The 26,085-nt window shown below is 65.6% G+C and carries 19 protein-coding genes and 2 tRNA genes; 17 read left to right on the top strand and 4 right to left on the bottom strand.

Going from position 1 to position 26,085, the window contains the following annotated elements; genetic code table 11:
* Nucleotides 1–423: 423 nt before the first annotated feature.
* From F7D09_RS05710 to rdgB, 3 genes are all read left to right on the top strand, one after another.
* Nucleotides 424–1,050 carry a Pr6Pr family membrane protein gene (locus F7D09_RS05710; RefSeq protein ID WP_152234453.1) on the top strand — a complete coding sequence of 209 codons (627 nt, stop codon included), beginning with the start codon at nucleotides 424–426 and terminating at the stop codon, nucleotides 1,048–1,050.
* 458 nt (nucleotides 1,051–1,508) lie between these two features.
* A complete protein-coding gene (gene rph, locus F7D09_RS05705) occupies nucleotides 1,509–2,273 on the top strand; it encodes a ribonuclease PH (protein WP_152234452.1) in 765 nt (254 codons plus the stop codon).
* A gap of 39 nt (nucleotides 2,274–2,312) precedes the next feature.
* The gene (gene rdgB / locus F7D09_RS05700) at nucleotides 2,313–2,939 is read left to right on the top strand and encodes an RdgB/HAM1 family non-canonical purine NTP pyrophosphatase (RefSeq protein ID WP_152234451.1); all 627 of its coding nucleotides are present in this window, start codon (nucleotides 2,313–2,315) and stop codon (nucleotides 2,937–2,939) included.
* A gap of 53 nt (nucleotides 2,940–2,992) precedes the next feature.
* Here rdgB and F7D09_RS05695 read toward each other — a convergent pair whose 3' ends face one another.
* The 3 genes from F7D09_RS05695 to F7D09_RS05685 form a co-directional block, all read right to left on the bottom strand.
* Entirely contained in the window at nucleotides 2,993–3,988 is a 996-nt protein-coding gene (locus F7D09_RS05695; protein WP_152234450.1) for an AEC family transporter, read from the bottom strand.
* 103 nt (nucleotides 3,989–4,091) lie between these two features.
* Nucleotides 4,092–4,172 (bottom strand) — tRNA-Leu (locus tag F7D09_RS05690).
* Between the two features lie 121 nt (nucleotides 4,173–4,293).
* Nucleotides 4,294–4,366: transfer RNA gene (locus F7D09_RS05685), tRNA-Thr, on the bottom strand.
* A 347-nt stretch (nucleotides 4,367–4,713) separates the two neighbouring features.
* On the opposite strand from F7D09_RS05685, the gene pgi reads away from it, so the two are divergent.
* The 4 genes from pgi to F7D09_RS05665 all read left to right on the top strand — a co-directional run bounded on the left by pgi (nucleotide 4,714) and on the right by F7D09_RS05665 (nucleotide 9,376).
* Nucleotides 4,714–6,414 carry a glucose-6-phosphate isomerase gene (gene pgi, locus F7D09_RS05680; protein ID WP_152234449.1) on the top strand — a complete coding sequence of 567 codons (1,701 nt, stop codon included), beginning with the start codon at nucleotides 4,714–4,716 and terminating at the stop codon, nucleotides 6,412–6,414.
* Nucleotides 6,415–7,106: 692 nt separating this feature from the next.
* A complete protein-coding gene (locus F7D09_RS05675) occupies nucleotides 7,107–8,009 on the top strand; it encodes a DUF362 domain-containing protein (protein WP_152234448.1) in 903 nt (300 codons plus the stop codon).
* Nucleotides 8,010–8,096: 87 nt separating this feature from the next.
* Entirely contained in the window at nucleotides 8,097–8,684 is a 588-nt protein-coding gene (locus F7D09_RS05670) for an ECF transporter S component (RefSeq protein WP_152234447.1), read from the top strand.
* Between the two features lie 242 nt (nucleotides 8,685–8,926).
* Nucleotides 8,927–9,376, top strand: coding sequence for a DUF1893 domain-containing protein (locus F7D09_RS05665; protein ID WP_152234446.1), 450 nt, complete (start codon nucleotides 8,927–8,929; stop codon nucleotides 9,374–9,376).
* A gap of 983 nt (nucleotides 9,377–10,359) precedes the next feature.
* On the opposite strand, the gene F7D09_RS05660 is transcribed toward F7D09_RS05665, so the two are convergent.
* Entirely contained in the window at nucleotides 10,360–10,875 is a 516-nt protein-coding gene (locus F7D09_RS05660) for a hypothetical protein (RefSeq protein WP_152234445.1), read from the bottom strand.
* A 199-nt stretch (nucleotides 10,876–11,074) separates the two neighbouring features.
* On the opposite strand from F7D09_RS05660, the gene F7D09_RS05655 reads away from it, so the two are divergent.
* From F7D09_RS05655 to araA, 10 genes are all read left to right on the top strand, one after another.
* Entirely contained in the window at nucleotides 11,075–12,796 is a 1,722-nt protein-coding gene (locus F7D09_RS05655) for an isopeptide-forming domain-containing fimbrial protein (RefSeq protein ID WP_152234444.1), read from the top strand.
* Nucleotides 12,797–13,168: 372 nt separating this feature from the next.
* Nucleotides 13,169–14,371, top strand: coding sequence for a class C sortase (locus F7D09_RS05650; RefSeq protein WP_152234443.1), 1,203 nt, complete (start codon nucleotides 13,169–13,171; stop codon nucleotides 14,369–14,371).
* 441 nt (nucleotides 14,372–14,812) lie between these two features.
* On the top strand, nucleotides 14,813–17,209 hold the full coding sequence (locus tag F7D09_RS05645; protein WP_152234442.1) for a S8 family serine peptidase: 2,397 nt from the start codon (nucleotides 14,813–14,815) through the stop codon (nucleotides 17,207–17,209).
* Between the two features lie 319 nt (nucleotides 17,210–17,528).
* Complete coding sequence (gene rplS, locus F7D09_RS05640) at nucleotides 17,529–17,912, top strand: 50S ribosomal protein L19 (RefSeq protein WP_152234441.1); 384 nt, start codon at nucleotides 17,529–17,531, stop codon at nucleotides 17,910–17,912.
* A 215-nt stretch (nucleotides 17,913–18,127) separates the two neighbouring features.
* Nucleotides 18,128–19,000: a signal peptidase I gene (gene lepB / locus F7D09_RS05635; RefSeq protein ID WP_152234440.1), complete on the top strand. Its 873-nt coding sequence runs from the start codon at nucleotides 18,128–18,130 to the stop codon at nucleotides 18,998–19,000.
* Between the two features lie 217 nt (nucleotides 19,001–19,217).
* Nucleotides 19,218–19,904, top strand: a complete 687-nt coding sequence (locus F7D09_RS05630) for a ribonuclease HII (protein ID WP_152234439.1) — start codon at nucleotides 19,218–19,220, stop codon at nucleotides 19,902–19,904.
* Between the two features lie 141 nt (nucleotides 19,905–20,045).
* Entirely contained in the window at nucleotides 20,046–21,161 is a 1,116-nt protein-coding gene (locus tag F7D09_RS05625; RefSeq protein WP_152234438.1) for a LacI family DNA-binding transcriptional regulator, read from the top strand.
* Between the two features lie 596 nt (nucleotides 21,162–21,757).
* A complete protein-coding gene (locus F7D09_RS05620) occupies nucleotides 21,758–23,389 on the top strand; it encodes a xylulokinase (RefSeq protein WP_152234437.1) in 1,632 nt (543 codons plus the stop codon).
* Between the two features lie 42 nt (nucleotides 23,390–23,431).
* Nucleotides 23,432–24,124, top strand: coding sequence for an L-ribulose-5-phosphate 4-epimerase (locus tag F7D09_RS05615; protein ID WP_152234436.1), 693 nt, complete (start codon nucleotides 23,432–23,434; stop codon nucleotides 24,122–24,124).
* A 388-nt stretch (nucleotides 24,125–24,512) separates the two neighbouring features.
* Nucleotides 24,513–26,030 carry an L-arabinose isomerase gene (gene araA, locus F7D09_RS05610; protein WP_152234435.1) on the top strand — a complete coding sequence of 506 codons (1,518 nt, stop codon included), beginning with the start codon at nucleotides 24,513–24,515 and terminating at the stop codon, nucleotides 26,028–26,030.
* Nucleotides 26,031–26,085: the final 55 nt, after the last annotated feature.

Raw genomic sequence — 26,085 nt, 5'->3', positions numbered from 1 at the left:
ATCGTCACGTGGGTCGGGCGGTCCGTGTGACGTGGGTGTCGTAGCTGTTGCGGTTGCTGGGTTTTGACGACATGCGTCACGTGGTCCGGGCGGCCCGCGTGACGGTATCGCTGGCTCCGGCATCGTCACGTGCTCGATTTTGTCACTGTGCTCGCCCGAGCGGAGGGTGGTGCGATTATGGATGTTGCGCATGAGACGTAGGACTGCGACATGAGCGCGGACTCGCCCAGCTGCGGGGACGTCGCGTGTGGGGATGTTTTGCGTGCGAGGTGGCTGCGTTGCGCACGGCGTACTTGCATTGTGCGCGGCGGGGATACGGCGCGCGAGAGAGATCCTGCATTGTGCGCGGCGGGGATACGGCGCGTGGCAGGTTTGCGGTGCGCGGCGGGGATACGCTACGTGCGGGGGACTACAGTGGATGCCATGAGATTCTTCGCGGGATTATGGCGTCTGGCCATCGCGGCCATGTGTTTCGTCGGCACGTATGAGGCATGGCACAAGCCGCAGTTCTGGACGTATTTCACGTTCCAGGCGGGGTTCGTGCTCGGCTTCGTCATGTTGTGGGCCGGCGCGGCGAGCATCCTGCGCGGCGTGCAGCCGCCCGCATGGCTCAAGGGGTGCGTCACCGTGTACGCGGTCATCACCGCCGTGGTCGCGTTCCTCATGATGCCACCCGACGACCCGGCCTACGTGCCGCAGGTCCTCGGCCTGATGACGAACACATGGCTGCATCGCGTAGCGCCGATCATGGCGGCCGCCGACTTCGTGCTCTTCGACGGCCATCGCCGGTTCCGCTGGCATTACATGTTCTCCTGGCTGGCGTACTTCCCCGCGTATCTGGCGTTCGTGATGATTCGCGCCGCGATCTGGCCGCATTCCGGACCGGCGGCCGGCGGCAACCCGTACCCGTACGCGTTCATCGACCCGAACGCGCTCGGCTGGACCGGCTTCGCCATGAACTGCGGCAAGCTTGCCCTAGGATTCCTTGCCATCGGATTCGTCACGTTCCTCATCGACCGCATCCTGCCGGAACGCCCCCTGCTCGGTTGATTCGTCTCGTCCCTTCCTCCTGTTTCGTCCCTTCTTTCCGTCTCATTTTCCTTTCGCTTTGCTTTTCTCCCGTCTCCCCGCCCCATCTCTCCCCATCTGCAAGTTGCACATTGTGCAACTTCGGGAAAATATGTGCGCAAAGCGTGAAGAACGGTCTCAGATTGTGTACCTTGAGGTGCACAATCCGGGGCTGGTACGCCGTAAGTTGCACATTGTGTATCTTGCGGGTCTCTGCCAGCCTGGCCAGCCCACTGGCCGGCTCGGCAGCAACCCCGCCGACCCGCCCGCCGACCCGCCGACATGCCGGTCAGCCCGGTTAACTTGGCCAGCCTGGCCAGCCCGCTGGCCGGCTTGGCAGCAACCCCGCCGACCCGCCGCTCCACCCGGCCATCCGCTTGGCCCGTCATCCGCTCCATCCTGCAGCCCGCAGGTGTCGAGCGCGGCGGTAGGCTGGAGGCATGGTTGAAATCACAGATACACTCGGCGACCAGTCCATCACCCGTCAGGACGGCCGCAAGGTCGATCAGCTGCGCCCCGTGCGCATCACCCGTCACTTCACCGACGTCCCCGAAGGCTCCGTGCTCATCGAATGCGGCAACACGCGCGTCATGTGCACCGCCACGTTCACCGCAGGCGTGCCGCGCTGGCGTCAGGATTCCGGCCTCGGCTGGGTCACCGCCGAATACGCGATGCTGCCGCGCGCCACCAAGGAGCGCACCGACCGCGAGTCCGTCAAGGGCAAGGTCGGCGGCCGCACGCACGAGATCAGCCGTCTGGTCGGCCGCTGTCTGCGCGGCGTCGTCGACATGCAGGCGCTGGGGGAGAACCAAGTGCAGATCGACTGCGACGTGCTGCAGGCCGACGGCGGCACCCGCACCGCCTCCATCACCGGCGCGTACGTGGCGCTCGTCGACGCGATGCACTGGGCGGAGGCCAACGGCCACATCGCATCCGCCGACGCCGTGCTCAAGGATGTCGTTTCCGCGGTGTCCGTCGGCGTCATCGACGGCACAGCGATGCTCGACCTGCCGTACCCGGAGGACTGCCGTGCCATGACCGACATGAACGTCGCGATGACCGGTTCCGGCACGTTCATCGAAATCCAGGGCACCGCCGAGCATCGTCCGTTCAACCGCAGCGAACTGAACACGCTGCTCGACCTCGCCGAAAAAGGCAACAAGCAGCTGCAGGCCGCCCAGCAGGCCGCGCTCGCGCAGGACTGAGACATCCCAACCCACTGCACCCCCATCGCAAGGAGACCCATGAAACTCGTCGTCGCCACGCACAACGAAGGCAAGCTCGTCGAAATCCGCCGCATCCTCGCCGCCGACCTCGGCGCGGACGCCGACCGCATCGAACTCGTCTCCGCAGGCAGTCTCAACCTGCCCGACCCGGTGGAAACCGGCGTCACCTTCCAGGAGAACGCACTGCTCAAGGCCCGTTTCGTCGCGAAACTCACCGGACTGCCGGCGCTCGCCGACGATTCCGGCCTCATCGTGGACGTGATGGGCAACGCGCCCGGCATCCTGTCCGCGCGCTGGGCCGGACGGCACGGCGACGACGCGGCGAACAACGCGCTGCTGCTCGCCCAGATCGCCGACATCCCCGATGGCAAGCGGACCGCGCGCTTCCGTTGCGCCGCCGCACTGTCGGTGCCGGGCGAGGACGGCGAGACGACCGACACCGTCGAGATCGGCGAAATGCCGGGCCGCATCATCCGCGAGCCGCGCGGCGAGCACGGCTTCGGCTACGATCCGCTGTTCGTGCCCGACGATCAGCCGGGCGAGCTGACCAGCGCCGAGCTGGAACCTGCCGCCAAGAACGCGATCTCGCACCGCGGCAAGGCGATCAAGGCCATCGTGCCCGCCATCGAAGCCCTGCTGCGCTAAGCGGTGCCGGGGCGCATGCCGCTCGCGCCAGCGCCCCGGCACCCCGCACCCCGCTACAGCAGGAAGTTCACGCCGGTCATCAGCACAATCGCGATGATCGCCGACGTGGCCAGCGTGAACCCCGCAAGCCGCGCATTGCCGAGCACCCGGTCGGTGAACAGCGTCGAGAACACGGCCGTCGGCGCGAGCGACAGCATCACCGCGGCCTTGCGCACCGTAACGTCGAACGGCAGCAGAAACCAGCAGCAGGCGGCGAACACCACGCCGAGCGGCAGCCGCCAGCCGAGCACCTGCACCACGTCCAGCACATCCTTGCGCGTGCGCGGCAGGTCCATGAGCATGCCGACCATGAACACCGAGCAGAACGAGTTCGCGTCGGCGACCGGCTGCAGCAGCGTCGGCACGAACGACGGTATCGTCAGCCCGAACACCATGACCACGATCATCAGCATGTACACGTCGAACGGCACCGACGTGAGGAATCCGCGCGCGATCTGCCGCGCCTTCGCGCGTCTCGCCAGCCGCCTGGCGTCGCGGTCCGCGGGCCGCTGGTACGGCAGCGTCGGCGCGGAGCCGGCATGCTGTTCGGCGAGCGTGTGGTTCATGTCGATGTGCAGCAGCGACGTGGTCATCACGTTCGAGCCGGCGGTGACGATCACCGAATTGCCGATGTCGAACATGGAGGCGGTGACCAGCGCGGACGGTCCCATGAACGCCTGGATCACGGGGAAACAGAAGTTGCCCACGTTGAAGCCGGAGCAGTTGAGCATGAGGAACGCGCGGTCGGCGACCGGCCGGCGCCGCGTCGTCAGGTAGAGGAGCAGTACCGGCACCGCGCCGAACACGAGTGAGAACAGCGAGATCAGCAGCATGCTGAGATGGTGCGGACTCGTCGCGAACGAGACGACCACGGCGGCCGGCAGCGTGAAGTCGAAGACGACGACCTGCATCACGCGGTAGTCGCGTGGGCGGAACAGTCCGGCGCGTTTGACCAGGTAGGCGGCGAAGATGATGAGCAGAAAGGCGACGGGTTTGAGCAGCGCGATCATATGCGGTCCTTCTTCCGCTTGACTTCCGCTTGGGTGAGACGTTCGCCGGCGGCTTGGGGCGGTCCGTCGGATGCGGCCGTCCGGTAGTCCGGGCAACGAAGCGTGCGCGAGATGGGACTCGAACCCACACGTACAAGACACAGGAACCTAAATCCTGCGCGTCTACCAATTCCGCCACTCGCGCGAGTCCGGCCTGCCGTGCGACGTCTGCGTGGTCCGCTGGAACGTGGGCGCCCGCCGGGACGTGACGCGAAAAGCGGCCGGATACACAAAACCCTAGGCGGTGAGGCCTAGGGATTGAGGTGAGCCACTTGACAGAATCGAACTGTCGACCTGCTCATTACGAGTGAGCCGCTCTACCGACTGAGCTAAAGTGGCGGTGTTTTCGGCTTTCCTGCCGGACTTCGGTACCGTCCAGCAAGTGAAACCTGCGCACAAGAAGAAGACTATACAGTATCGTTTTCGCTTACGCAAGTCGGCGTGGCGCGTTGGATCGTGGTGCGCTACGGCGCTCGCGAGATGTTCGTTTTCCGTTAACCTTGAGTATTTTTTGTTTGATTCTGTCCGCTTTTGTGAGTATCTTGAGTACTGATGTAACCGGCGGGGCCTGCCCCAAGGGGAAGGCCGGTTGCCGATTCACAAGGTGACGGTTCCCGCGTCTTCGCGGAACACCACGGGCGTGCGGGGGTCGTCACGGGATGACAGTGATGATGAAAGGACCGATAATGGCCATCAATCCTCCTATTGACGCCACGAAGACCCCCGCGTGGGTCGCGCTGCAGAAGCACTACGACGAGCTGCAGTCCGAAGGCATCAGCCTCAAGAAGTGGTTCGCGGAAGAGCCCGACCGCGTCAAGGAGCTGAGCTTCGACGCCGGCGACCTGCACTTCGATCTGTCCAAGAACCTCATCAAGCCGGAGACCCTCAAGCTGTTCGCCTTCCTCGCCGATGAGGTCAAGCTGGGCGACCGCATCAAGGCCATGTACCACGGCGAGCACATCAACAACACCGAGGACCGCGCCGTGCTGCACACCGCGCTGCGCCGTCCGGAAGAGGACGAGGGCAAGTACATCGTCGACGGCCAGGATGTCGTCAAGGACGTGCGCGACACCCTCAAGCGCATCTACGCCTTCGCCGACGACGTGCGCTCCGGCAAGTGGACCGGCATCACCGGCCGTAAGATCGAGACCGTCGTCAACATCGGCATCGGCGGTTCCGACCTGGGCCCCGTCATGGTGTACGAGGCGCTCAAGCCGTACGCGGACGCCGGCATCTCCGCCCGCTACATCTCCAACATCGACCCCAACGACCTGGCCGAGAAGACCAAGGGCCTCGACCCGGAGACCACGCTGTTCATCATCGTCTCCAAGACCTTCACCACGCTGGAGACCCTGACCAACGCCCGTGAGGCCCGCACCTGGCTGCTCGAGGAGCTCGAAGCCAACGGCGCCATCGCCGCCGGCGACGAGGCCGCCCGCGCCGAAGCCATCAAGAAGCACTTCGTCGCCGTCTCCACCAACCTGGAGAAGGTCGAGGAGTTCGGCATCGACCCGACCAACGCGTTCGGCTTCTGGAACTGGGTCGGCGGCCGCTACTCCGTCGACTCCGCCGTCGGCACCTCGCTCGCCGTCGTCTTCGGCCCGGCCCGCTTCGAGGAGTTCCTGCACGGCTTCCACGAGATCGACGAGTACTTCGCCAACACCGCGTTCGAGAAGAACGTCGTCGTGCTGCTCGGCATGCTCAACGTCTGGTACCGCAACTTCTTCAAGGCCGCCTCGCACGCCGTGCTGCCGTACGATCAGTACCTGCACCGCTTCCCGGCCTACCTGCAGCAGCTGACCATGGAGTCCAACGGCAAGTCCGTGCGCTGGGACGGCACCCCGGTGACCACCGAGACCGGCGAGATCTTCTGGGGCGAGCCCGGCACCAACGGCCAGCACGCCTTCTACCAGCTGATCCACCAGGGCACCCAGCTCATCCCGGCCGACTTCATCGCGTTCGTCAACACGCCGAACCCGACCAAGGACGGCGATCAGGACGTGCACGAGCTGTTCCTCGGCAACTACTTCGCGCAGACCAAGGCGCTCGCGTTCGGCAAGACCGCCGACGAGGTTCGCGCCGAGGGCACCCCGGAGGAGATCGTCCCCGCCCGCGTGTTCACCGGCAACCGTCCGACCACCTCGATCTTCGGCGTGGCCCTGACCCCGTTCGCGCTCGGCGAGCTCATCGCCCTGTACGAGCACATCACCTTCGTTGAGGGCACCGTGTGGGGCCTCGACTCCTACGATCAGTGGGGCGTCGAGCTCGGCAAGCAGCTGGCGAAGCAGATCACCCCGGCCATCTCCAAGGATGACGAGGCCCTCGCCCAGCAGGACGCCTCCACCCAGAGCCTCATCGAGTTCTACCGCGCGAACCGCGAGTTCTGATTCCGCTGCGCTCCATCCGAACTCGCGGTTCCCGCGGCCGCGGCTGTGTCGTCTGGTGAATGGTCGTGCGACCATTCACTGCCGCGAGTTCTGATCGCCGCTGCGTCGGTTGCCTAGTCGCAGCTGACCGCAGCTGATTACGCCGTCCGGCACCCACCTCGGGTGTCGGACGGCTTTTCCATATGACGGACCGTACTCGGGACGGTCCTACGGGTACGTTCCGTTGTGGAAATATGACAAACCGTACTCTAACAACCGCTACGGGTACGGTCGGTTGTGAATTGCTGACGAAACGTACTCGGGGGCGGTCCTACGGGTACGGTCGGTTGCGAATTGCTGACGGACCGTACTCGGGGATGGTCCTACGGGTACGTTCCGTTGTGAATAGATGACGGACCGTACTCGAACCGCCGTTTAGAGTACGTTTGGTCGTGAATTGTTGACCGACCGTACTCGGGACGGTCGCTACAAGTACGTTCCGTTGTGAAAAAATGACAAACCGTACCCGAATCGCCGCTACGAGTACGGTCCGTTACCTGTGTGCGCGAACCTCCCACTGCCATGCGCGATCCGGCCGCAAAACTGCTTGCCATACGTATCGCCGTGCGAGTATCGTTAGGCATGATAAGGTTAACATCCCGCGTTCCGACGACGGACCGGCCACAAGCCGGCAAACAGCGAGGAGGCAGTACATGGTGGTTACGCATCAGACCGACTATCCGATGGCGGCGAAGGTCTATTTCACCCGAGACATCTCCCCGGAAGGACTCATGCGCGTCTACGAGGCGCTCGGAGCTCGTCCGCAAGGCAAGGTCGCAGTCAAGCTCAGCTCCGGCGAAGGCGGCAACACGCACTATCTGCAGCCGTCGCTCATCAAGGATCTCGTCCAGCGTCTCGACGGCACGATCGTCGAATGCAACACCGCATACCCGGGCACCCGCAATACCAGCGAACGCCACTGGCAGACCATCCGCGAGCACGGATTCACCGACATCGCCCCATGCGACATCCAGGACGAAGACGGCGAGATCACCATCCCCGTCGAAGGCGGCCGCCGCATCACCGGCGACATCGTCGGCTCCCACTTCCCCAACTACGACTACTACGCCGTGCTCTCCCACTTCAAAGGCCACGTGATGGGCGGCTTCGGCGGCGCGCTGAAGAACATCTCCATCGGCATGGCGTCCGCCGACGGCAAGCGCCGCCTCCACTCGGGCGGCGACAAGATCCTCGACAACCCGTTCGCCGGCGAGCAGGACGCGTTCCTCGAGGCGATGGCCGAAGCCGCGACCGCCGTGTTCAACGCGCTGCACGGCAACATGCTGTTCATCAACGTCATGAACAACCTCTCGGTCGACTGCGACTGCGACTGGCACCCGGCCGCCCCCGAAATGGCCGACATCGGCATCGCCGCCTCGCTCGACCCCGTGGCTGTCGACCAGGCGTGCGTCGACATGGTCTACGTCTCCAAGGACCACAACGACTCGCTCATCGAGCGCATCGAATCCCGTCACGGCATCCACATCATCGAGCACGCCGTCGAAATGGGTCTCGGCAGCCGCGAATACCAGCTCATCGACCTCGACAAGCGCTGAACCTGCCGCCTGCCGCGCGCACGTCGCATCGCGCGCGTCGTGACCCACGCTCGCCGCGCCGCACTCTCGCAAGAAAGAAGAACAACCATGCAATCATCCAACACTTCATCCGAATCCGTCGCACGCACGCTGCCGTCCGTGACGTACCAGACCGTCGCCGCGGCGCTCGCCGTCGTCGCCGCGGTCGTGCTGCCGCAGATCTTCCACGTCGTCGGCGCGGCTGTCGGCGCCGGACCGATGCTCGGCCAGACGCTGCTGCCCATGCACTTGCCGGTGCTGCTCGTCGGTCTGCTCGCAGGTCCGTTCGCCGGCGTCGCCACGGGTGCGCTCGCGCCGGTCGTCAGCTTCGCGCTCACCGGCATGCCGATGGCCGCGCTGGTGCCGTTCATGGTGATCGAGCTGGCGGCGTACGGCCTGTTCGCCGGCCTCCTGCGCGGTGTGCGGATGCCTGCCGCGGTGCCGTCCGTGCTCGGCTGGCTGATTCGGCTGGTCGGCGCGCAGGTCGCGGGGCGTCTCGTTGACGTGGTCGCCATCGTCGTTGCCGTCTCGCTGCTCGGCAACACGACGATGACGGTCGCGAGCGTGTGGACCGCCGTCGTCGCCGGACTGCCCGGCCTTGTGCTGCAGTGGGTTGCGGTTCCGGCGATCATGTTCGCCGTCGACCGTCGCCGCTGAACGCGCCCGACGCTGGGTGCCGGTTCTGGTCGTTCTGATTGCGGCAGTGTGTCACTCTGCTCGCCCTTGCACAGTGACACAGGTGTGAAACTCCAGTATTTGCAAGGGTTTTCGAGTGTGCGTCACTCCGCTCGGGCGAGCAGGGTGACGCACACCTTGATGTTTGGGTGCCGGGATGCGTCGCCGAGGTGAGGTGCCGACGAGGTGAGGCGTGACGTGACGAGGGATTGTGAGGTAAGTCGATGGCGAATGCGAGATGTGACGACGATCTGACCTGCGCGAGGGCGAAGCTGCTTGCCGACGACGCGCTCGGCTGCGTGGCCTGCCGCGGCGGCGAGACGCTGACCGGGACCGGGCGGGGCGTACGGCCGCTGCTGGTCTGGCTTGCCGAAGGACGCCGGCTGGACGGGTTCGCCGCAGCCGATCGCGTGGTCGGCAAAGGGGCGGCGTTGCTGTACGTGAGGCTCGGCGTGAGGTCCGTCTGGTCTGCGGTGATGAGCGAGGCCGGATTGTCGGCGTTGCAGGCGAACGGCATCGGGGCGTCGTATGGTTCGCTGGTTCCGGTCATCGAGAACAGGGCGCGTACCGGCATGTGTCCGATTGAGCGGTCGGTGGCGGATATCGACGATCCGGCCGCCGCCGAGCCGGCGATTCGTGCGGCCGTCGCCCGGCTGATGGCCGCACGTGCGTGAGCGTATGTGGTGCGACCCCGGCCTCCTCCGGCGCCGCTCGGCCATGCCCTGATGAGCGTGCGTGTGGGCGCCGGGGTTGGTTCCTTGGTGATGGGACGGCTACATGGAGCCGCGCGACGAGTGATGTTGAACCTGATGTTGAGCGTGGTCTGGGCGTTGGCTTGGCATGGGCGGTATTCCGTATTCTTAGGTGGTGTGCCGCTGGGCAGTGGCGTTTGTTGGCCTGAAAATGGGGGCGACGATGTTCGCTGTCGCGGTCGTCGAGGACCTAAAGGTACCTAAGAATAGGGAATGTCGCGGGATTATTGCCGTTTCCCAGCGTTGCCGACACGCCCGGAATGGTGGCATGATCGAACGATGCGGTTGGTGGAAACCGCGATAAACCGCCAATCACGCAACACGTATCGTTCGACCGTGCAGTCGTTCTCGGCGTGTCGCGTTCGGCTCGCCTGATTGTCGGCTGGATTCTGATCTTTTCGCCACGGGGATGTGGGGGAGCAAAGATATTACATGCGAGGCGTCTGATTGGTGCGTGCGCGCCTGTGAAGCGGCTGCCGCATGGCGATGCCGGTGGGTGCCGCGGGCCGATAGACGTGCTGGCCTGCACGTGGTTGCGGGCGAACACCCTTTCGAGCACGGTCGGTCATATTCTCACAACGGAACGTACTCAAACTGCCCCCTTCGAGTACGGTTCGTTAGGAATTCTCAACGGACCGTACTCGTAACGGCTCATCCGAGCACGGTCGGTCAGGATTTCACAACGGAACGTATTCGAACCAACCCCTCCGAGGGGACTGTCTCGTTGCGTGCGTAACCGGCATCTTCGCGTCACTCTGCTCGGGCGTGCACGGTGACACGTGTGCGAAAGCCCAGTTTTTGCAAGGGGTTTCGGCAACGCGTCACCGTGCCCGGGTGAGCAGAGTGACGCTGGGTGCGTCACAGCCCTTGGCGGCAGTACCCCACGCGCACCTTTACACACCCATTTACACACCCATGGGCGGGTCGTTTCCCGAGAACATGGTGCTGGTTGGAAACGGCCGCTGATATGGCTGTTTGAGGGTGTTTGTTACTGCCAGTCTGCCGATGTTGGTCGGGAAAGCCCGCTGTGGGCCGCTGGGCCGGTCGTTTCCCGTGAGCATGATGTTGGTGCTGGTTGGGAATGGCCGCTGATATCGCTGTTTGCGGGTGTTTTCCGCGAGAATAACGACCGTGCTGGTCGGGAACGTCCGCTGTGGGCCGATGAGCCGCGGGGCGAGCACATCCTGCAGATCCCGATCCCGGTCGGGAACGCCCGCTGTGGGCCGCTGGGCCGGTCGTTGTCCGAGAACATGGTGGCCGATGTTGGTTGGAAACGGACGCTGCGGACCGATGCGTTGGCCATCTCCCGCGAATGTGGCGCCGCGTTGACCAAAAACGCCAGCCAAGGCACTCGCTGTTGCCGCCGATGAGCGGCAACAGCCGTCGCCCTGCCCGATGGGCCACCCATCGAAACGCCACATGATTAAGCGCTTACATTATCCATCTTCCGAGACTATACTGATATCCCGTATGGTAACGCAAACATACCGCGCTACCCAGTGACAAGAACCGGCGGTGTCGCCGCAGGGAGCCCAGATTCCTCCCGCCGCGGCAACGCAGCCAGTCCCGTCGCGCAACCTTGGACGGCGCCTCGCCGTCCAAGACCAAGAAGGAGCATCCATGAAGCTGAAGAAGATCCTGGCCGGCATCGCCGCCGTCGCCACGCTCGCCACGGGCATGGCGTTCGGCGCCACCACGGCCAACGCCGACGCCGTCGACATGCCCGCCGACGCCACGCCATCCACCATCACGCTCAACAAGCCCGAAGGCGCGGACACGTCCCGCAGCACATACACCGCCTACCGGATCGCCGCCTACACCGACCCGGTCGTCGCCGACAACAAGCTCACCTCCGTCGGCCTCAACCCGGTCGACGGCAGCCAGTGGGACGCGAAGATCAGCGCCGCCATCAAGGCCGCCGGCATCGACACCACCGGCAGCAAGAGCAACCTGTACGCGCTCGCGAACCTCAACACCACGACCGACGCCGCCAAGCTGCGCGCGTTCGTCGACAACCTGTCCGTGCCCACCAAGCTCGGCTCCGACGAGCCGGCAGTCACCGGCACCACGCTCACCGTCGGCGAGGCGACCACCGTGCCAGATCAGGGCTGGTACTTCGTCACCGACTCGCACGGCACGAACCTGCTGGTCGGCACAGCGCTGACCGACGCGGCCGGCAACGTCTACACGACGCTCGTCAACACCGCCAACTCGCCGGCCACCGAACAGCAGCTCGGAGTCGTCGACGTCAAGCCCGAGCCCCCGGCCGCCGCGCCCACCGTCGCCAAGCGCGTCTACCGCGGCACCACCTACCGCAAGGCAACCGGCACCGCGAGCACCGCCAACATCGGCGACACGCTCACGTATGTCGTCTCCAGCGTGATCCCGACCACCACGGCAGGCCAGACCGCCGCGTTCACGTTCACCGACAACGCCTCCGCCGGTCTTGACGTCAACGCCGGCAGCATCAAGGTCTTCTACGACAACGACACCGACGACCGCTACAACGACGGCGACACGCTGCTCACCGCAGGTACCGACTACACGCTGACCGGTCCGACCGCGACCGCCGACGGCACCCTCACCAAGGTCACCGTCAACGACGTGACCGGCAACGACGGCAAAACCCTCGTCCTGCTGTACCAGGCCACCGCCACCAAGGCCGCGCCGAACCAGCAGGTCACCAACAGCGCCACCGCCACCTACGCCGACAGCGCCCCGTCCCAGCCGGCCACCACCAAGGTCAGCTTCGGCTGGTTCTCCATCAAGAAGGTCGACTCGCGTGCGGCCGGCATCAAGGGCGCCACGTTCACCGTGCGCGACTGGGACAACGGCGGCCAGCTCATCAAGTTCGAGAAGGGCAGCGCCAACGGCACGTGGGTGCGCGCCGCCGACCAGAACGCCACCGTCGACAATGTGAACGTCTTCACCGACATGCCGTCCAACGCGGGCGGCGCCCTGTTCATCTGGGGTCTCGCCTCGGGCGGCCGGTACACGGTCATGGAGTCCAAGGCGGCCGAAGGCTACGCGCAGCAGTACCGCGCCGGCTTCTACGTCTCGTTCGACGCGAACGGTTCGCCGTCCATCGTGCGCGACAAGTACCTTGACTCGTACAACCTGGTGACGCTGCGCAACAAGAAGGGTGAGATCACCAACGGCGGCACTGCCGATCCGGCCGTGTTCGCGCAGGTGCTCAACGTCAAGAACATCGCCGAGCTGCCGCTTACCGGCGGCACCGGCACCATGCTGTTCGCGGCGGCGACCGTCGTGTTCGGCATCGTCGGCGTCGCGCTGTTCAAGGTGGGCGGCTCTCGTCGCGCCCGCCGTCGGGTGCGCGCCTGACGGATTGACGGTCCGTCCGGCCGCTGCGTCCGTCTGCTGACATACGGACGGACGCGGCAGCCAGCCGCCTACTCCCGGTTTTCTCCCATTCGGGATGTGGTGGATGGGAGAAGTCCGGGAGTTTGTGATGATGGACTCCCGGTTTTCTCCCATTCGGGATGTTCCGGATGGGAGGAGTCCGGGAGTTGTGATGATGTACTCCCGTCTTTCTCCCATTGGGCGGTGTCGATATGGGAGGAATTCGGGAGTAGAACTGTTGGACTCCCGTCTTTCTCCCGTTCGGGATGTACTGGATGGGAGAAAACCGGGAGTCTGCCCTTATGTAGGTAAGATACTGGCAAAGATTGAAGGCGCAACGGGAAGGAGACAGCCTTGCAGCATCCGATGGGTGTCCCCGGTCCGTCCTCCCCGAAGAACTCCGGCCGTGAGCCTGACGATCCTGCATCCAGCGCCGGCTCCGCGTCCGCTCCAGCTCCTGCGTCTGCTTCCGTCCACGACCCGGACCCATCTTCCATGTCGTCCGACGCCCTATCCGACGTCCTGCCCGGCGAGCCGATTCCCATCCCATCCGTCTCTGCTGCCGGCAACGTCCGCGTCCACGCCCACACTCCCGCGTCCGTCCCTTTCGCATCCCTCCTCGACCTGACCGACATCGCCGCCGGTCAGCGTCGCGACCGTCGCCGCGCCCTCATCATCCGCATCATCGCCGCACTGTGCATCGTCGTCGCCATTGTCGCGTCCGCCATACCGGCCGTCCTGCAGTGGCGTTCGTCGGCCGTCGCCTCGCGCACCGCCGCCGAGACCGAACGCGAGGTGCGCAGCTGGGTTCCTGACCGCCGCCGTGACGCGCTCGCCGCCGCGCGACGGTACAACGCGGCGCTCGCGGCCGACGGCCAGCCGGTGCTCGGCGAGCCGGTCGACCCGTTCTCGGCCTCCGCGAGCGGTGGCCTGGTCGATTACAAGGACGCCGTCTCCACGAAAGATGACCGCTACCAGTCGTTGCTGGACGCGGGCGGCGGTGTGATGGGCCGTGTGCGCGTGCCCAAGCAGTCGATCGACCTGCCGATCTACCACGGCACGTCCGCGCAGGTGCTCGCCCGCGGTGCCGGCCACCTGTACGGCACGTCGCTGCCGGTGGGCGGCAAGTCCACACACGCCGTGCTCACCGGGCATCGCGGACTTGTCGAGGCGCTCATGTTCACGAGGCTCGACGAAATGCATGAAGGCGACTATTTTTACATCGACGTCATGGGCAAGACCCTGACCTACCGCGTCGACCGCATCTCGGTCATCGAGCCGGACGACACGTCGCTGCTGAAGATCGTGCGCGGCGAGGACCGCGTCACGCTGATGACCTGCACGCCCTACCGGCTGAACACGCATCGGCTGCTCGTCTCCGGCGTGCGTGTGCCGGACCGTGCCGCGCCCGCCGCGCAATCCCAACAGGACCGGCGGCTTGCGCTCGGGCAGGGGATCGTAGTCGTCGGCGGCGTGCTCGCGGCGCTGCTGCTCGGCGCCGGCGTGTGGCTGCGTCGGCGATACCCCGACATCGAGCCGCGCCACGCCGCACAGTGAGTAACTGCGCGGCGAACGTGGGTGAGTAACGAACGTGACGGTACGGCGAGAGCGACGGCGAACATCGCACGCCGGCAACCATGCGCCTGCCGCCGCTCCCGTCCTGTCACCTCGCCTTGTCGCCCCAGAGACTGTCTCATTGCGTGTGTAACCGGCATCGTCGCGTCACTCTGCCCGGGCGTGCACGGTGACACGTGTGCGAAAGCCCAGTGTTTGCAAGGGGTTTCGGCAACGCGTCACCGTGCACGCCCGAGCAGAGTGACGCTGGGTACGTCGCAGCCCTTGACGGTCGTATCTCCGCACCCCCGCACGTTCGATACGTGGACGCTCACATCGCCGTAACACGGTCCGGCTGTACCCTGAGCGCATCCGGAGCACCATGCCTTGCCGCATCACGCCGCGCAAGCCATGATGTCAACGGGGAACAAGAGGAGGAAGTTCATGCAGCATTCTGCATTCACCAGAAAACTTACGGCGGGCTTCGCCGCGGTCGCCATGGCCGCGTCGTGCATCGCCATCGGCGCGGTCGGCTCCGCGGCGTACGCGGCCGACGCGACGCCGGTCTACTCGCCGGTCGAACCGTCCGACAACCCGCGCAACTACGCGGTGAACCTGCCTGAAGGCGCCACCGAGGCGCAGGTCAAGGCTGCCGTCGCCGAAGCCGAGAAGCTGGGCGGCGTGGCGCTGTCCCAGTACCCGCAGTTTGGCACGTTCTTCGTGCAGGCGAAGTCGAAGAGCTTCGCCAAGGACTACGCCGAAGCCGCCACCAAGGCCGGCATCAAGGTCGACTCCGTGGGCGCCACCCGCCAGGCCTACGTGACCGGCTCCGAAGACGTCGTCGACAAGGGCTCCAAGAAGACCAGGAGCGGCGCGAGCACCTACGCGCTGCGCAAGCCGAAGACCGTCGGCCAGTTCGCCAAGGAGCAGGCGCTCGCCGGCGACCCGTACACCACGGCCGACAAGGCATGGGGCGTGCTCGCCCTCGGCGCCGACAAGGCGAAGGACGTCACCGACAAGGACGTGCCGCTCGCCCCGGTGACCGTCGGCATCATCGACTCCGGCGTCGACTACCGTCACGCCGACTTCAAGAACAAGGACGGCAGCAGCCAGATCGACTTCGACAAGTCCGTCGACTGCTCGGTCAACGGCGTCCCATCCCAGCAGCAGGTCGAAGTGGACGGCCAGAAGGTCTACCCGTGGCGTCCGACCGCCAGCTCGCACGGCACGCACGTGGCCGGCACCATCGCCGCCGCGTCCAACGGCATCGGCGTGGACGGCGTGGCACCCTCGGTGAAGATCGCCGCCATCAAGGCCATGAACGACAACGGCTTCCTGTACCCCGAATACGTCACCTGCGGCTTCGTCTGGTCGGCCGAACACGGCATCGACGTGACCAACAACAGCTACTACTCCGATCCGTGGGAGTACTGGGTGCCGTCCGACCCGACGCAGACCGCCGGCTACGAGGCCGTGCGCCGCGCCGTCGCCTACGCCACGTCGAAAGGCGTGACCAACGTGGCCGCCGCCGGCAACTCCGACCAGAACATGGACGATCCGTCCCCCGACTCCGGCAGCCCGGACGACGTGGCCGACGCCAGCACCGGCAAGCCGTACGACAACGGCGACGGCAAGTCCATCATCGCCAACCGTGACGTCAAGCAGGGCGTCGACATCCCCGCCGACCTGCCCGGCGTCGTCACCGTCTCCGCCGTCGGCGAGACCACGTGGGGCAAGCTCGGCAGCTACGCACGCGCCAGCTTCTCCAACTACGGCGCCAAGAAGATCGACGTGGCCGCACCCGGCGTGAACATCGCCTCCACCGTCGACCCCGACCTCGACGGCGGCAGCTACGCCTACTACAGCGGCACGTCCATGGCGTCGCCGCACGCGGCCGGCGTCGCCGCGCTCATCAAAGGCATCCACCCGGACTTCAAGCCCGCGCAGGTGCTTGAGCTCATGAAGAAGCAGGCCGCCGTCAACTACAGCCAGCTGGCCGTGCCGTCGGCCGCCGACGACAACAAGGAATACCGTGGCGCCGGTCTGGTGAACGCGCTCGCCGCCGTCACCCAGGACCAGCCGAAGCCCGAGGTCACCGCCGAGTTCTCCAAGGACGGCAAGACGTGGACGCCGCTCAAGGACGCGACCGTCAAGGGCAAGGCCACCATCCGCGTGAAGGCCACCGGCTCGGTGAGCGCGCTCACGCTCACCGTCGACGGCAAGACCGACGCGGCGAAGGCCGAGAAGAAGACGCACGACAACGAACTGACCGCCACCGTGGACGTCGACTTCACCGCCGAGGGCGCTCAGACCGCCACCATCGTGGCGAACGGCCTGAACGACTACGAGGGCGCGGACGACGACGTCAACGAGACCGTCGCGTTTGCCGCCGCCGCCGACCCGGCCGAACTGCCGGCGACCAAGGACAGCCGCGACGCGCTCAAGGCCGCGGTCGACGAGGCCGCCGCCAAGAAGGAGGCCGACTACACGGCCGCCTCGTGGGCTCGTTTCGAGACCGCCGTCAAGCAGGCCGAAGCGGTGCTCGCCAAGGGTGACGCCGCCACGCAGGGCGAGGTCGACGCGGCCGCCGCCGAGCTGAAGGCCGCGTCCGACGCGCTCGTCAAGGTCGGCGAGGCCGGCGAGCAGCCGGGCACGCCGGGTACGCCGGGTACGCCGACTCAGCCGGGCACGCCGGTCAAGCCGGTCGTCAAGACCGACGGCGGTGCGGCGGCCGCGGCGCAGCTGTCCAAGACCGGTGCGTCCGTGGATGCCGTGGCGCAGGTCATGCTGCTGCTGACGGTTGCCGGCGTCGGCGCGCTCCTCTGGCGTCGCCGCGCCTGAGCTGACTGCCGGTCGCCGATTTCCGGGCGCCGCACTTCTCGCGAGGTGCGGCGCCCGCTGTTTTCTGCGGTGTCGCCGGGTGCGTACGGCGGGTGGCGATGTCCATCAAAACCACTAAACTTGAAACTTGCTGTGCCGAAAGACAGGCCGCCGCATAAGCCGGTCTTTCCCAGGGTCCAGACGGGCGGTTCGCACGAACCCGGCTCCCGGCGGATCGGCAGGCTCCCCAAGGGCAGACCCGAGGGGACAGGCAGGTCGCCGTGCCGTTGCACGACGCCATGATGAGTGACTGATATGCGGCAGCACCGAAGGAACAACAATGGTTAACGCTATTGACGCTTTTGACGCCAAGCACATGAAGCCCGCCGAGGAGATCCCGGCGTTCCGTCCCGGCGACACCGTCGACGTGAACGTGAAGATCAAGGAAGGCAACAACTCCCGTATCCAGACCTTCACCGGCGTGGTCATCGCCCGTCAGGGTGGCGGTCTGCGCGAGACCTTCGTGGTCCGCAAGATCAGCTTCGGCACCGGTGTGGAGCGCCGCTTCCCGCTGCACTCCCCGTCCATCGACTCCATCAAGCTGGTGCGCAAGGGCCGCGTGCGTCGCGCGAAGCTGTACTACCTGCGCAAGCTGCGCGGCAAGGCCGCTCGTATCGTCGAGCGTCGCGACAACTCCGCCAAGGCGCAGCAGGCCGAGGCCTGAGTCGCATTGCCGGCCAGCCGGCAGTGATGCATCGCGTGCAGCCCGGGACCGTTTCGGTCGCCGGGCTGTTTTCGTATGCGGCGGGCCATGTTGCGTCACTGTGCTCGCCCGAGCAGGGTGACGTGGGTTCGACGATGGCCGATTGCCGGGGCGATGGTCGGTTTGCCGAGCCGCGGCGGGTATGATGGGGGAGATTGCGTGCATGAGGAGGAACAATGCGGCTTGACGAGTCCGAAAAGACGGCCGGCGACGGTCTGGACGGCGACTATGCGGAATCCAGCGGCGACGCGCACATCTTCGCCGTCGCCGACCGCGGGGTGAACCCCGGCAACGAGACGGACGGCGGCGTCACCGGTGACATCGCCGGCAACGGCAGCGCCGTCGCCGTGAGCCTGCCGGCCACCGGTCCGCGCGGCCGACGCTCCGGCAAGGCGGACCGCAACGGCAAGCCTGGACGTGACGACGATTCGTTCACCTGGAAGGACCTGCTGATCTGGTGCGGCATCCCGATCCTCGTCATCGCGCTGATCCGCATCTTTCTGGTCGGCTTCTACGTGATCCCGTCCGGCTCGATGCGCGACACCATCGAAATCGGCGACAAGGTCATCACCTCGAAACTCACGCCGAAATACTTCGACCTCCAGCGCGGCGACATCGTCGTGTTCCATGATCCGGCAAACTGGCTGTCGGCCGAGTCCAGCAGCAGCGGCGACGACTATCTCATCAAGCGGCTCATCGGACTGCCCGGCGACACGGTCGAATGCGCGGGCGCCGGCGAGCCGGTGAAAGTCAACGGCGTGGCGATCGACGAGACGCCGTACATCCGCCCCGGCGTCGACCCCAGCCTCATCCCGTTCAAGGTGAAGGTGACGGCCGGCCACATCTTCGTCATGGGCGACAACCGGCCGCGCTCCGCCGACTCACGGTACCATCCCGACGACGGCGACCACGGTCTCGTGCCGATCAGCAAGGTGGTCGGCGTGGGACTCGTGCGGTTCTGGCCGCTCAACCGGATCGGCCTGCTCGACTCGCATCACGACGTGTTCCGCAACGTGCCCGACCGTTCGGCCACCGCCTTCGGCGAGTGACGCGCGGCTCGCGTCCCGCCAACCGGCGCGTTCGTCCTGTCCTCCGCGTTCGCCCAGCGTTCGTCCCGTCCCATTCCGTCACAGCGGGTACCTGCACGCTGTGACGCCGCTGAATAACCGTTGAAATCATTGGGTTTCGCCCTTGCGTCACAACGTGCAGGTACCCGCTGTGATAAATCGTGACTGATGAGTGAGAGAGACAGGGAGAGGAGCGAGCATGGAGCATCCCACGCTGGATGAGGAGCGTGCGCTGGCGGCGCAGGGCTACGACGTCATCGTCGGCTTCGACGAGGTGGGCCGCGGGGCGCTCGCCGGTCCGGTCATGGTCGGCGCCGCCGCAGTCCGCGCTCGCGACCTCGACGCGCTGGCCGTGCCGGATGGCGTGGCTGACTCCAAGCTGCTCACCGAGCATCGTCGCGAGGCCATCGTCGATGATCTTCAACGCTGGTGCGCCGCCTACGCGGTCGGTCAGGCGAGCAACGACGAGATCGACGAGTGGGGCATCAGCCATGCGCTCGGCATCGCCGCGCTGCGTGCGCTGGCCGAAGCGGAACGCCGGCTCGGCGTCGACCGGGGAGCCGGCTGCCGTGTCGGCGCCATATTGGACGGTCCGAACGATTACATCACCAAGGCGCTCGACACGTTCGACGCGCCGGACGTTCCGGTCCCGGCGCACGTCATCTGCCGGGTCAAGGGCGACCGCCACTGCGCGACGGTCTCCTGCGCGGCGGTGATCGCCAAGGTCACCCGTGACCGGCTCATGGTCGAGCTGGCCACCGCCGACCCCGCGTACGCGCCCTATGAGTGGGAACGCAACAAGGGGTACGGCTCGGCGGCACATCGCCGGGCCATCGCCGAGCATGGCGTGACCCCGCTGCACCGGCGCACGTGGCATCTCGTGTGAGGTGACGGGCGCGGGACGCGTATGGGTGGATGTCGCCATCCCCGCAGATTTCAACAATGTGAACGCTCACGTGTGTCGTCCGCCGATTTCCGGTACACTAAGACATTGTCTTGTTGTTATGCAGTGGGAGGTTTTGGCAGCATGACAGCCAAGCAGAGTGTCCATAAGCGTCCGTCAATGTTCGACGTCGCCAAGCTGGCCGGAGTCAGCCACCAGACGGTATCCAGGGTGATCAACAATTCCCCGGACGTCTCCGACGCGACCCGCGAGAAGGTGCAGCAGGCCATCGCAACGCTGGGCTACCGCCCCAGCAATTCGGCGCGTGCTCTTGCCTCCCGCCGTTCGCGCACCATCGGCCTGATTGCCGGCGGCATGAAGTTCTACGGCCCGCTCTCCACGATTTCGTCCATTGAATCGGTGGCCCGTCACCACGGCCTGTTCCTGTCGGTCATGATGGTGCATGAGGCGCTGTGCTCGCAGTCCGAGTTCGAGAACCTGTGCGGCACATTCAACGAGCAGAACGTCGACGCGTTCATCATGCTCACGCCGACCGACGTCATGTTCGAGGACTCCTGCTATACGCGCATCTCGCAGCCGCGCGTGATCGCCACGTCCACGCACGGCGAGCTGAGCGTCAACGAGGGGCTGCGGCTCATCCACCCCGGCGACCGCGGCCGCACCCGCATCGTCGGCATCGACCAGTGGGGCGCCATGTCCGACATCGTGAACCTGCTCGCCGAGTACGGGCACCGCCGCACGCTGTATTTCGCCGGTCCGCAGGAATGGCGCGACGCCCGCACCCGTCTCGACGCCTGGGTGTCGCTCACCCGAGCCAAGTCGATCAGCTCCGTCACGGTCCGCTGCTCCACGTGGGACGCGTCCGAGGCTTACGGCCGCATGAACCACATCCTCGACGCGATCGGCAGCCAGGGCGGCGAACTGCCCACCGCCGTCGTCGCCGCGAATGACAATCAGGCGCTCGGCGTGGCCCGCGCCTGCTACGAGCACGGCGTGAACATCCCGCGCGACATCAGCCTCGTCGGCTATGACGACATGCCCGGCATGGACAGCGTCATCCCGCCGCTGACCACGGTCCAGCCTGATTTCGAGGCGCTCGGCACGGCGGTGATGCGGCAGGTGCTGCATCTGCTGGGGGAGAGCGACGAGGTATCGCTGCCGGTCACCGCGCACGGCGTGGGGCTGGTGCCCGCGAAGGTCATCCGCCGTAAGTCGCTGGGACCCGCATCCGGGCGGTGACGATCGTTGGTTGAGTGGCCCTGCTCCGTATGGAACGGGGCCACTTTCGTTTTGGGGGGTGGCCGGGTGCGACCGCGGCCGTTCGGTGGGTCGGACAGGGAGGTCCGTCTGTCGGATGCGGCGTGGTGCGGCAATGCGGCGTCGTGACGTTGCGATGATGCGAAAAAACGCTGCGAAATGACGTCGTGAAACGGTGTTTTTCGAGATGTGGGTGTTTCGTTTTGCGATTTCATCCGTGACTGATTTCAGAATCGGCGGAATCAAGCCGTTTTGCGATGTCGTGATGCCGATATCGGCGAAATGAAACACCCACATCTCGGGGTTGGGTGCCTCGTGGGTGCCTTGAGCGGGGGATGTCCCGTTTTCTCTCGGAGATTTTTCGTGACGCGCCGGTGCGTTTCGTCCAGCCATGATGTATGCTTATGGAGATGACTGTGAACGCTCACAAATAGACGAGGAGGTTGCGGGGCTAAAAGGCCCTGTAAGACTGTGAAAGCCGTGGGAATCATGGTTTACCCGCCGATAGTGAGCGTGCACAGGCAAGAGCTAGGCAGTAGTGGCAAGGCACTATACAAGGCTAAGGAGTAAAGGTCATCATGGCCAACAGTGAAGAGGTTTCCCCTCAGGAGTTTGCGGAGAAGATTCGCGGCGGACGCACGTCCCTCGGTGTCGAGTTCGGCTCCACCCGCATCAAGGCGGTGCTGATCGACGATGAATACCGCACCATCGCATCCGGCGACTACCAGTGGGCCAGCCATCTGGTCGACGGACTGTGGAGCTACCCGCTCGACGAAGTGTGGCACGGTCTGCAGGTCGCCTACGCGAAGATGTCCAACGACGTGTACAACGCCTACGGCGAGCGGCTCACCCGCATCGGCCACATCGGCTTCTCCGCGATGATGCACGGCTACCTCGCCTTCGACAAGGACGACAACCTGCTCGTCCCGTTCCGCACCTGGCAGAACACCAACACGCACGAGGCGCACCTCAAGCTCTCCGACCTGTTCCAGTACAACATCCCCGAGCGCTGGTCCGTCGCCCACCTGTACCAGGCCGTGCTCAACAAGGAAGAGCACGTGAGCAAGGTCAACTTCATCACCACGCTCGCCGGCTACGTCCACTGGAAGCTCACCGGCAAGAAGGTCGACGGCATCGGCGACGCCTCCGGCATGTTCCCGATCGACCCGACCACCAAGACCTACGAGGCCGAATTCATCCGCAAGTTCGACGACCTGCCCGAAATCCAGGCCCAGCCCTGGAAGATCGAAGACCTGCTGCCCACCCCGCTCGTCGCAGGCACCCCGGCCGGCGAACTGACCGAGGAAGGCGCCAAGCTGCTCGACGTCGACGGCTACCTCAAGCCCGGCATCGTGCTCGCCCCGCCTGAAGGCGACGCCGGCACCGGCATGGTCGCCACCAACTCCGTGCGCGTGCGCACCGGCAACGTCTCCGCCGGAACCTCCATCTTCGCCATGGTCGTCCTCGAGCACAAGCTCGCCCGCCTGCACCCCGAAGTCGACCTGGTCACCACCCCGGCCGGCGACCTCGCCGGCATGAGCCACGCCAACAACTTCACCTCCGACCTCAACGGCTGGGTCGGCCTCTTCGGCGAATTCGCCAAGGCCATCGGCCAGCCCGTGAGCACCGGCGCCCTCTTCGGCACCCTGTTCCGCGCCGCCATCAGCGACGACGCCGACGCCAACTGCGGCGGTCTGCTCAATTACCCGTTCCGCACCGGTGAGTTCCTCGCCGGCCTCGAGGAAGGCCGCCCGGTCTTCGCCCGCGGCCCGGAGTCCAACATGAACCTCGCCAACTTCATGCGCGCCCAGCTGTTCTCCGCGTTCAGCCCCGTCAAGATCGGCATGGACGTCATGACCAAGGACGAAGAGGTCAAGATCGACTCGCTCGTCGGCCACGGCGGCATCTTCACCACCCCGAAGGTCGCGCAGAAGATCCTCGCCGCCGCCTTCGACACCCCGATCAAGGTCATGGCCACCGCCGCCGAAGGCGGAGCCTGGGGCATGGCCGTCCTCGCCGACTACCTGTGGCACACCCCGTGGCCGCTCGCCGACTACCTCGACCAGCGCGTCTTCAAGGACGCCGAGTCCACCACCGAAGACCCCGACCCCAAGGACGTCGAAGGCTTCGAGGACTTCTTCGCCCGCTTCCAGCGCGGCCTCGACATCGAGAAGACCGCCATCCGCGCCATCGACCTCGAAAGCAAGTAACCCCTCAACCCTTCTCACACAACATCGAAAGGAATATCCGCCATGGCAACATTGGCTGATTACGGCCCGGAAGTCCGCGCCGAAGTCAAGCAGGTCCGCGAAGTCGTCGCCCGCCTGCACGAGCAGCTCATCAAGTGGAACCTCGTCGTCTGGACCGCCGGCAACGTCTCCCAGCGCCTCCACACCGCCGACCTCATGGTCATCAAGCCGTCCGGCGTGCGCTACGAGTACCTCACCCCCGGCTCCATGGTCGTGTGCGACCTTGACGGCAACGTCGTCGACGGCACCGAAGCCCCGTCCTCCGACACCGCCTCCCACGCCTACATCTACCGCAACATGCCGAACGTCTACGGCGTCGTCCACACGCATTCGACGTACGCCACCGCCTGGGCCGCCACCGGCCAGAACATCCCCTGCGGCCTGACCATGATGGGCGACGAGTTCGGTGGCCCGGTTCCGGTCGGCCCGTTCCGCCTCATCGGCTCCGAAGCCATCGGCAAGGGCGTCGTCGAAACCCTCAAGAAGTACCCGAAGTCCCCCGCCGTCCTCATGCAGAACCACGGCCCCTTCACCATCGGCAAGGATGCTGAAGCCGCCGTCAAGGCCGCCGCCATGACCGAGGAAGTCGCCCACACCATGTGGGCCGCCCGCCAGCTCGGCGACATCATCGAGATCCCGCAGGCGGACATCGATAAGCTGAACGACCGCTACCAAAACGTCTACGGCCAGCACTGATGTATCGGGCGCATCTGCTGCGTTGCTCCTCGGTCGACGTGCCTGAGCACGCCTTCCCTCGGTGCGCCTTGCAGCTGCACCCGCTACATCAGTGCTCCGCACTGAGATAACGGAGCGTCTTCTGCGTTGCGGAGAGCTCGACGTACCGTCGTACGCCTTCGCTCTCCGCGCCTTGAAGCCGCACTCGTTATCTCAGTGCTGGTAGCGGGAGCAGTTCCCCCTCGGCCCCCTCGGTGAAGGGGGCTGTCGGCGAAAGCCGACTGGGGGAGCGCCGCCCGCGACAGCGCATCAGACAGCACCCCCTCGGCGGCTTCCCTCACGGGCGAGCCGCCACACAATCGTTTCACAACTCAACAATCCACAGACACAACAGACAAAGGAGCCAACAATGGCAAAGCAGAACCCCTTCGAGGGCAAGGAAATCTGGTTCGGCGTCGGATCGCAGGACCTCTACGGCGAGGAAGCCCTCCGTCAGGTCGCCCTCCACTCCGCCGAAATGGTCGACTACCTGAACAACACCGGCAAGATCCCCGCCAAGATCGTCCTCAAGCCGACCCTCAAGTCCTCCGACGGCGTCAAGCAGTTCATGGTCGAAGCCTCCGCCAACCCGAACGTCATCGGCGTCATCGCCTGGTGCCACACCTTCTCCCCGGCCAAGATGTGGATCCGCGGCCTCGAAGTGCTCACCAAGCCGCTCCTGCAGCTGGCCACCCAGCACCACAAGGAGATCCCGTGGGAGACCATCGACATGGACTTCATGAACCTGAACCAGGCCGCCCACGGCGACCGTGAGTTCGGCTACATCGTCTCCCGCCTCGGCATCCCGCGCAAGATCGTCGTCGGCCACTACACCGACCCTGAAGTCGCCGAGCAGGTCGGCACCTGGGCGCGCGCCGCCGCCGGCTGGGACGCCTCCAACAACATGAAGGTCATGCGCTGGGGCGACAACATGCGCAACGTGGCCGTCACCGAAGGCGACAAGACCGAAGCCGAGCGCGTGTTCGGCGCCTCCATCAACACCTGGTCCGTCAACGAGCTGTGCGCCGCCTACGACGCCGTCAAGGACAATCAGGTCAAGGCCATCATCGAGGACTACAAGGCCAAGTACGACGTCGACCCGGCGTTGCTCGACTCCAAGTACGACTCCCTGTACATCGCCGCCAAGGAAGAGGCCGCGATGGTCAACATGATGCAGGCGAACGGCTGCACCGCCGCCGTCGACAACTTCGAGGATCTCGGCACCCTGCCGCAGCTGCCCGGCGTCGGCGCCCAGCGTCTGCCCTCCGAGTACGGCTACGGCTTCTCCGCCGAAGGCGACTGGAAGACCTCCGTCCTCGTGCGCATCGGCGAAGTCATGGGCTACGGTCTGCCCGGCGGTGCCTCCCTCATGGAGGACTACTCTTACAACTTCACCGAAGGCGACGAGCTCGACATGGGCTCCCACATGCTCGAGGTCTCCCCGTCCATCGGCACCATCGCCAAGCCGAAGCTCGAGATCCACCCGCTCGGCATCGGCGGCAAGGCCGATCCGGTCCGCCTCGTCTTCTCCGGCGCCCCCAAGCAGGGTGCGGTCGTCGTCTCCATGGCTGACGAGCGCGAGCGCTTCCGTCTGCTCATGGATGTCGTCGACGTCGTTGAGCCGCAGGGCTCCCTCAAGGAGCTGCCGTGCGCCCGCGCCGTCTGGAAGCCGCGTCCGTCCCTGAAGACCGCCGTCAAGTGCTGGATCACCGCCGGCGGCTCCCACCACACCTGCATGACCACCTCCGTCGGTCGTGAGGCTTGGGAGGACTTCGCCCGCATCGCCGGCGTCGAGCTCGCCGTCATCGACGAGAACACCGACGCCCGCCAGTTCGAGAAGGAACTGGAGATCAGCGAGATGTACCACCGTCTGAACAACCGTCACTGAGCGCGAATCGTACCCGCGCGCGGGCGTCCGAGTACGTTCCGTTAGAAAAAAATGA

It is taken from the genome of Bifidobacterium leontopitheci, from assembly GCF_009193355.1.
Classification (GTDB): domain Bacteria; phylum Actinomycetota; class Actinomycetes; order Actinomycetales; family Bifidobacteriaceae; genus Bifidobacterium; species Bifidobacterium leontopitheci.
The sequence above is the reverse complement of the archived record's forward strand: the minus strand, read 5'-3'. Positions and strand labels throughout refer to the sequence as shown.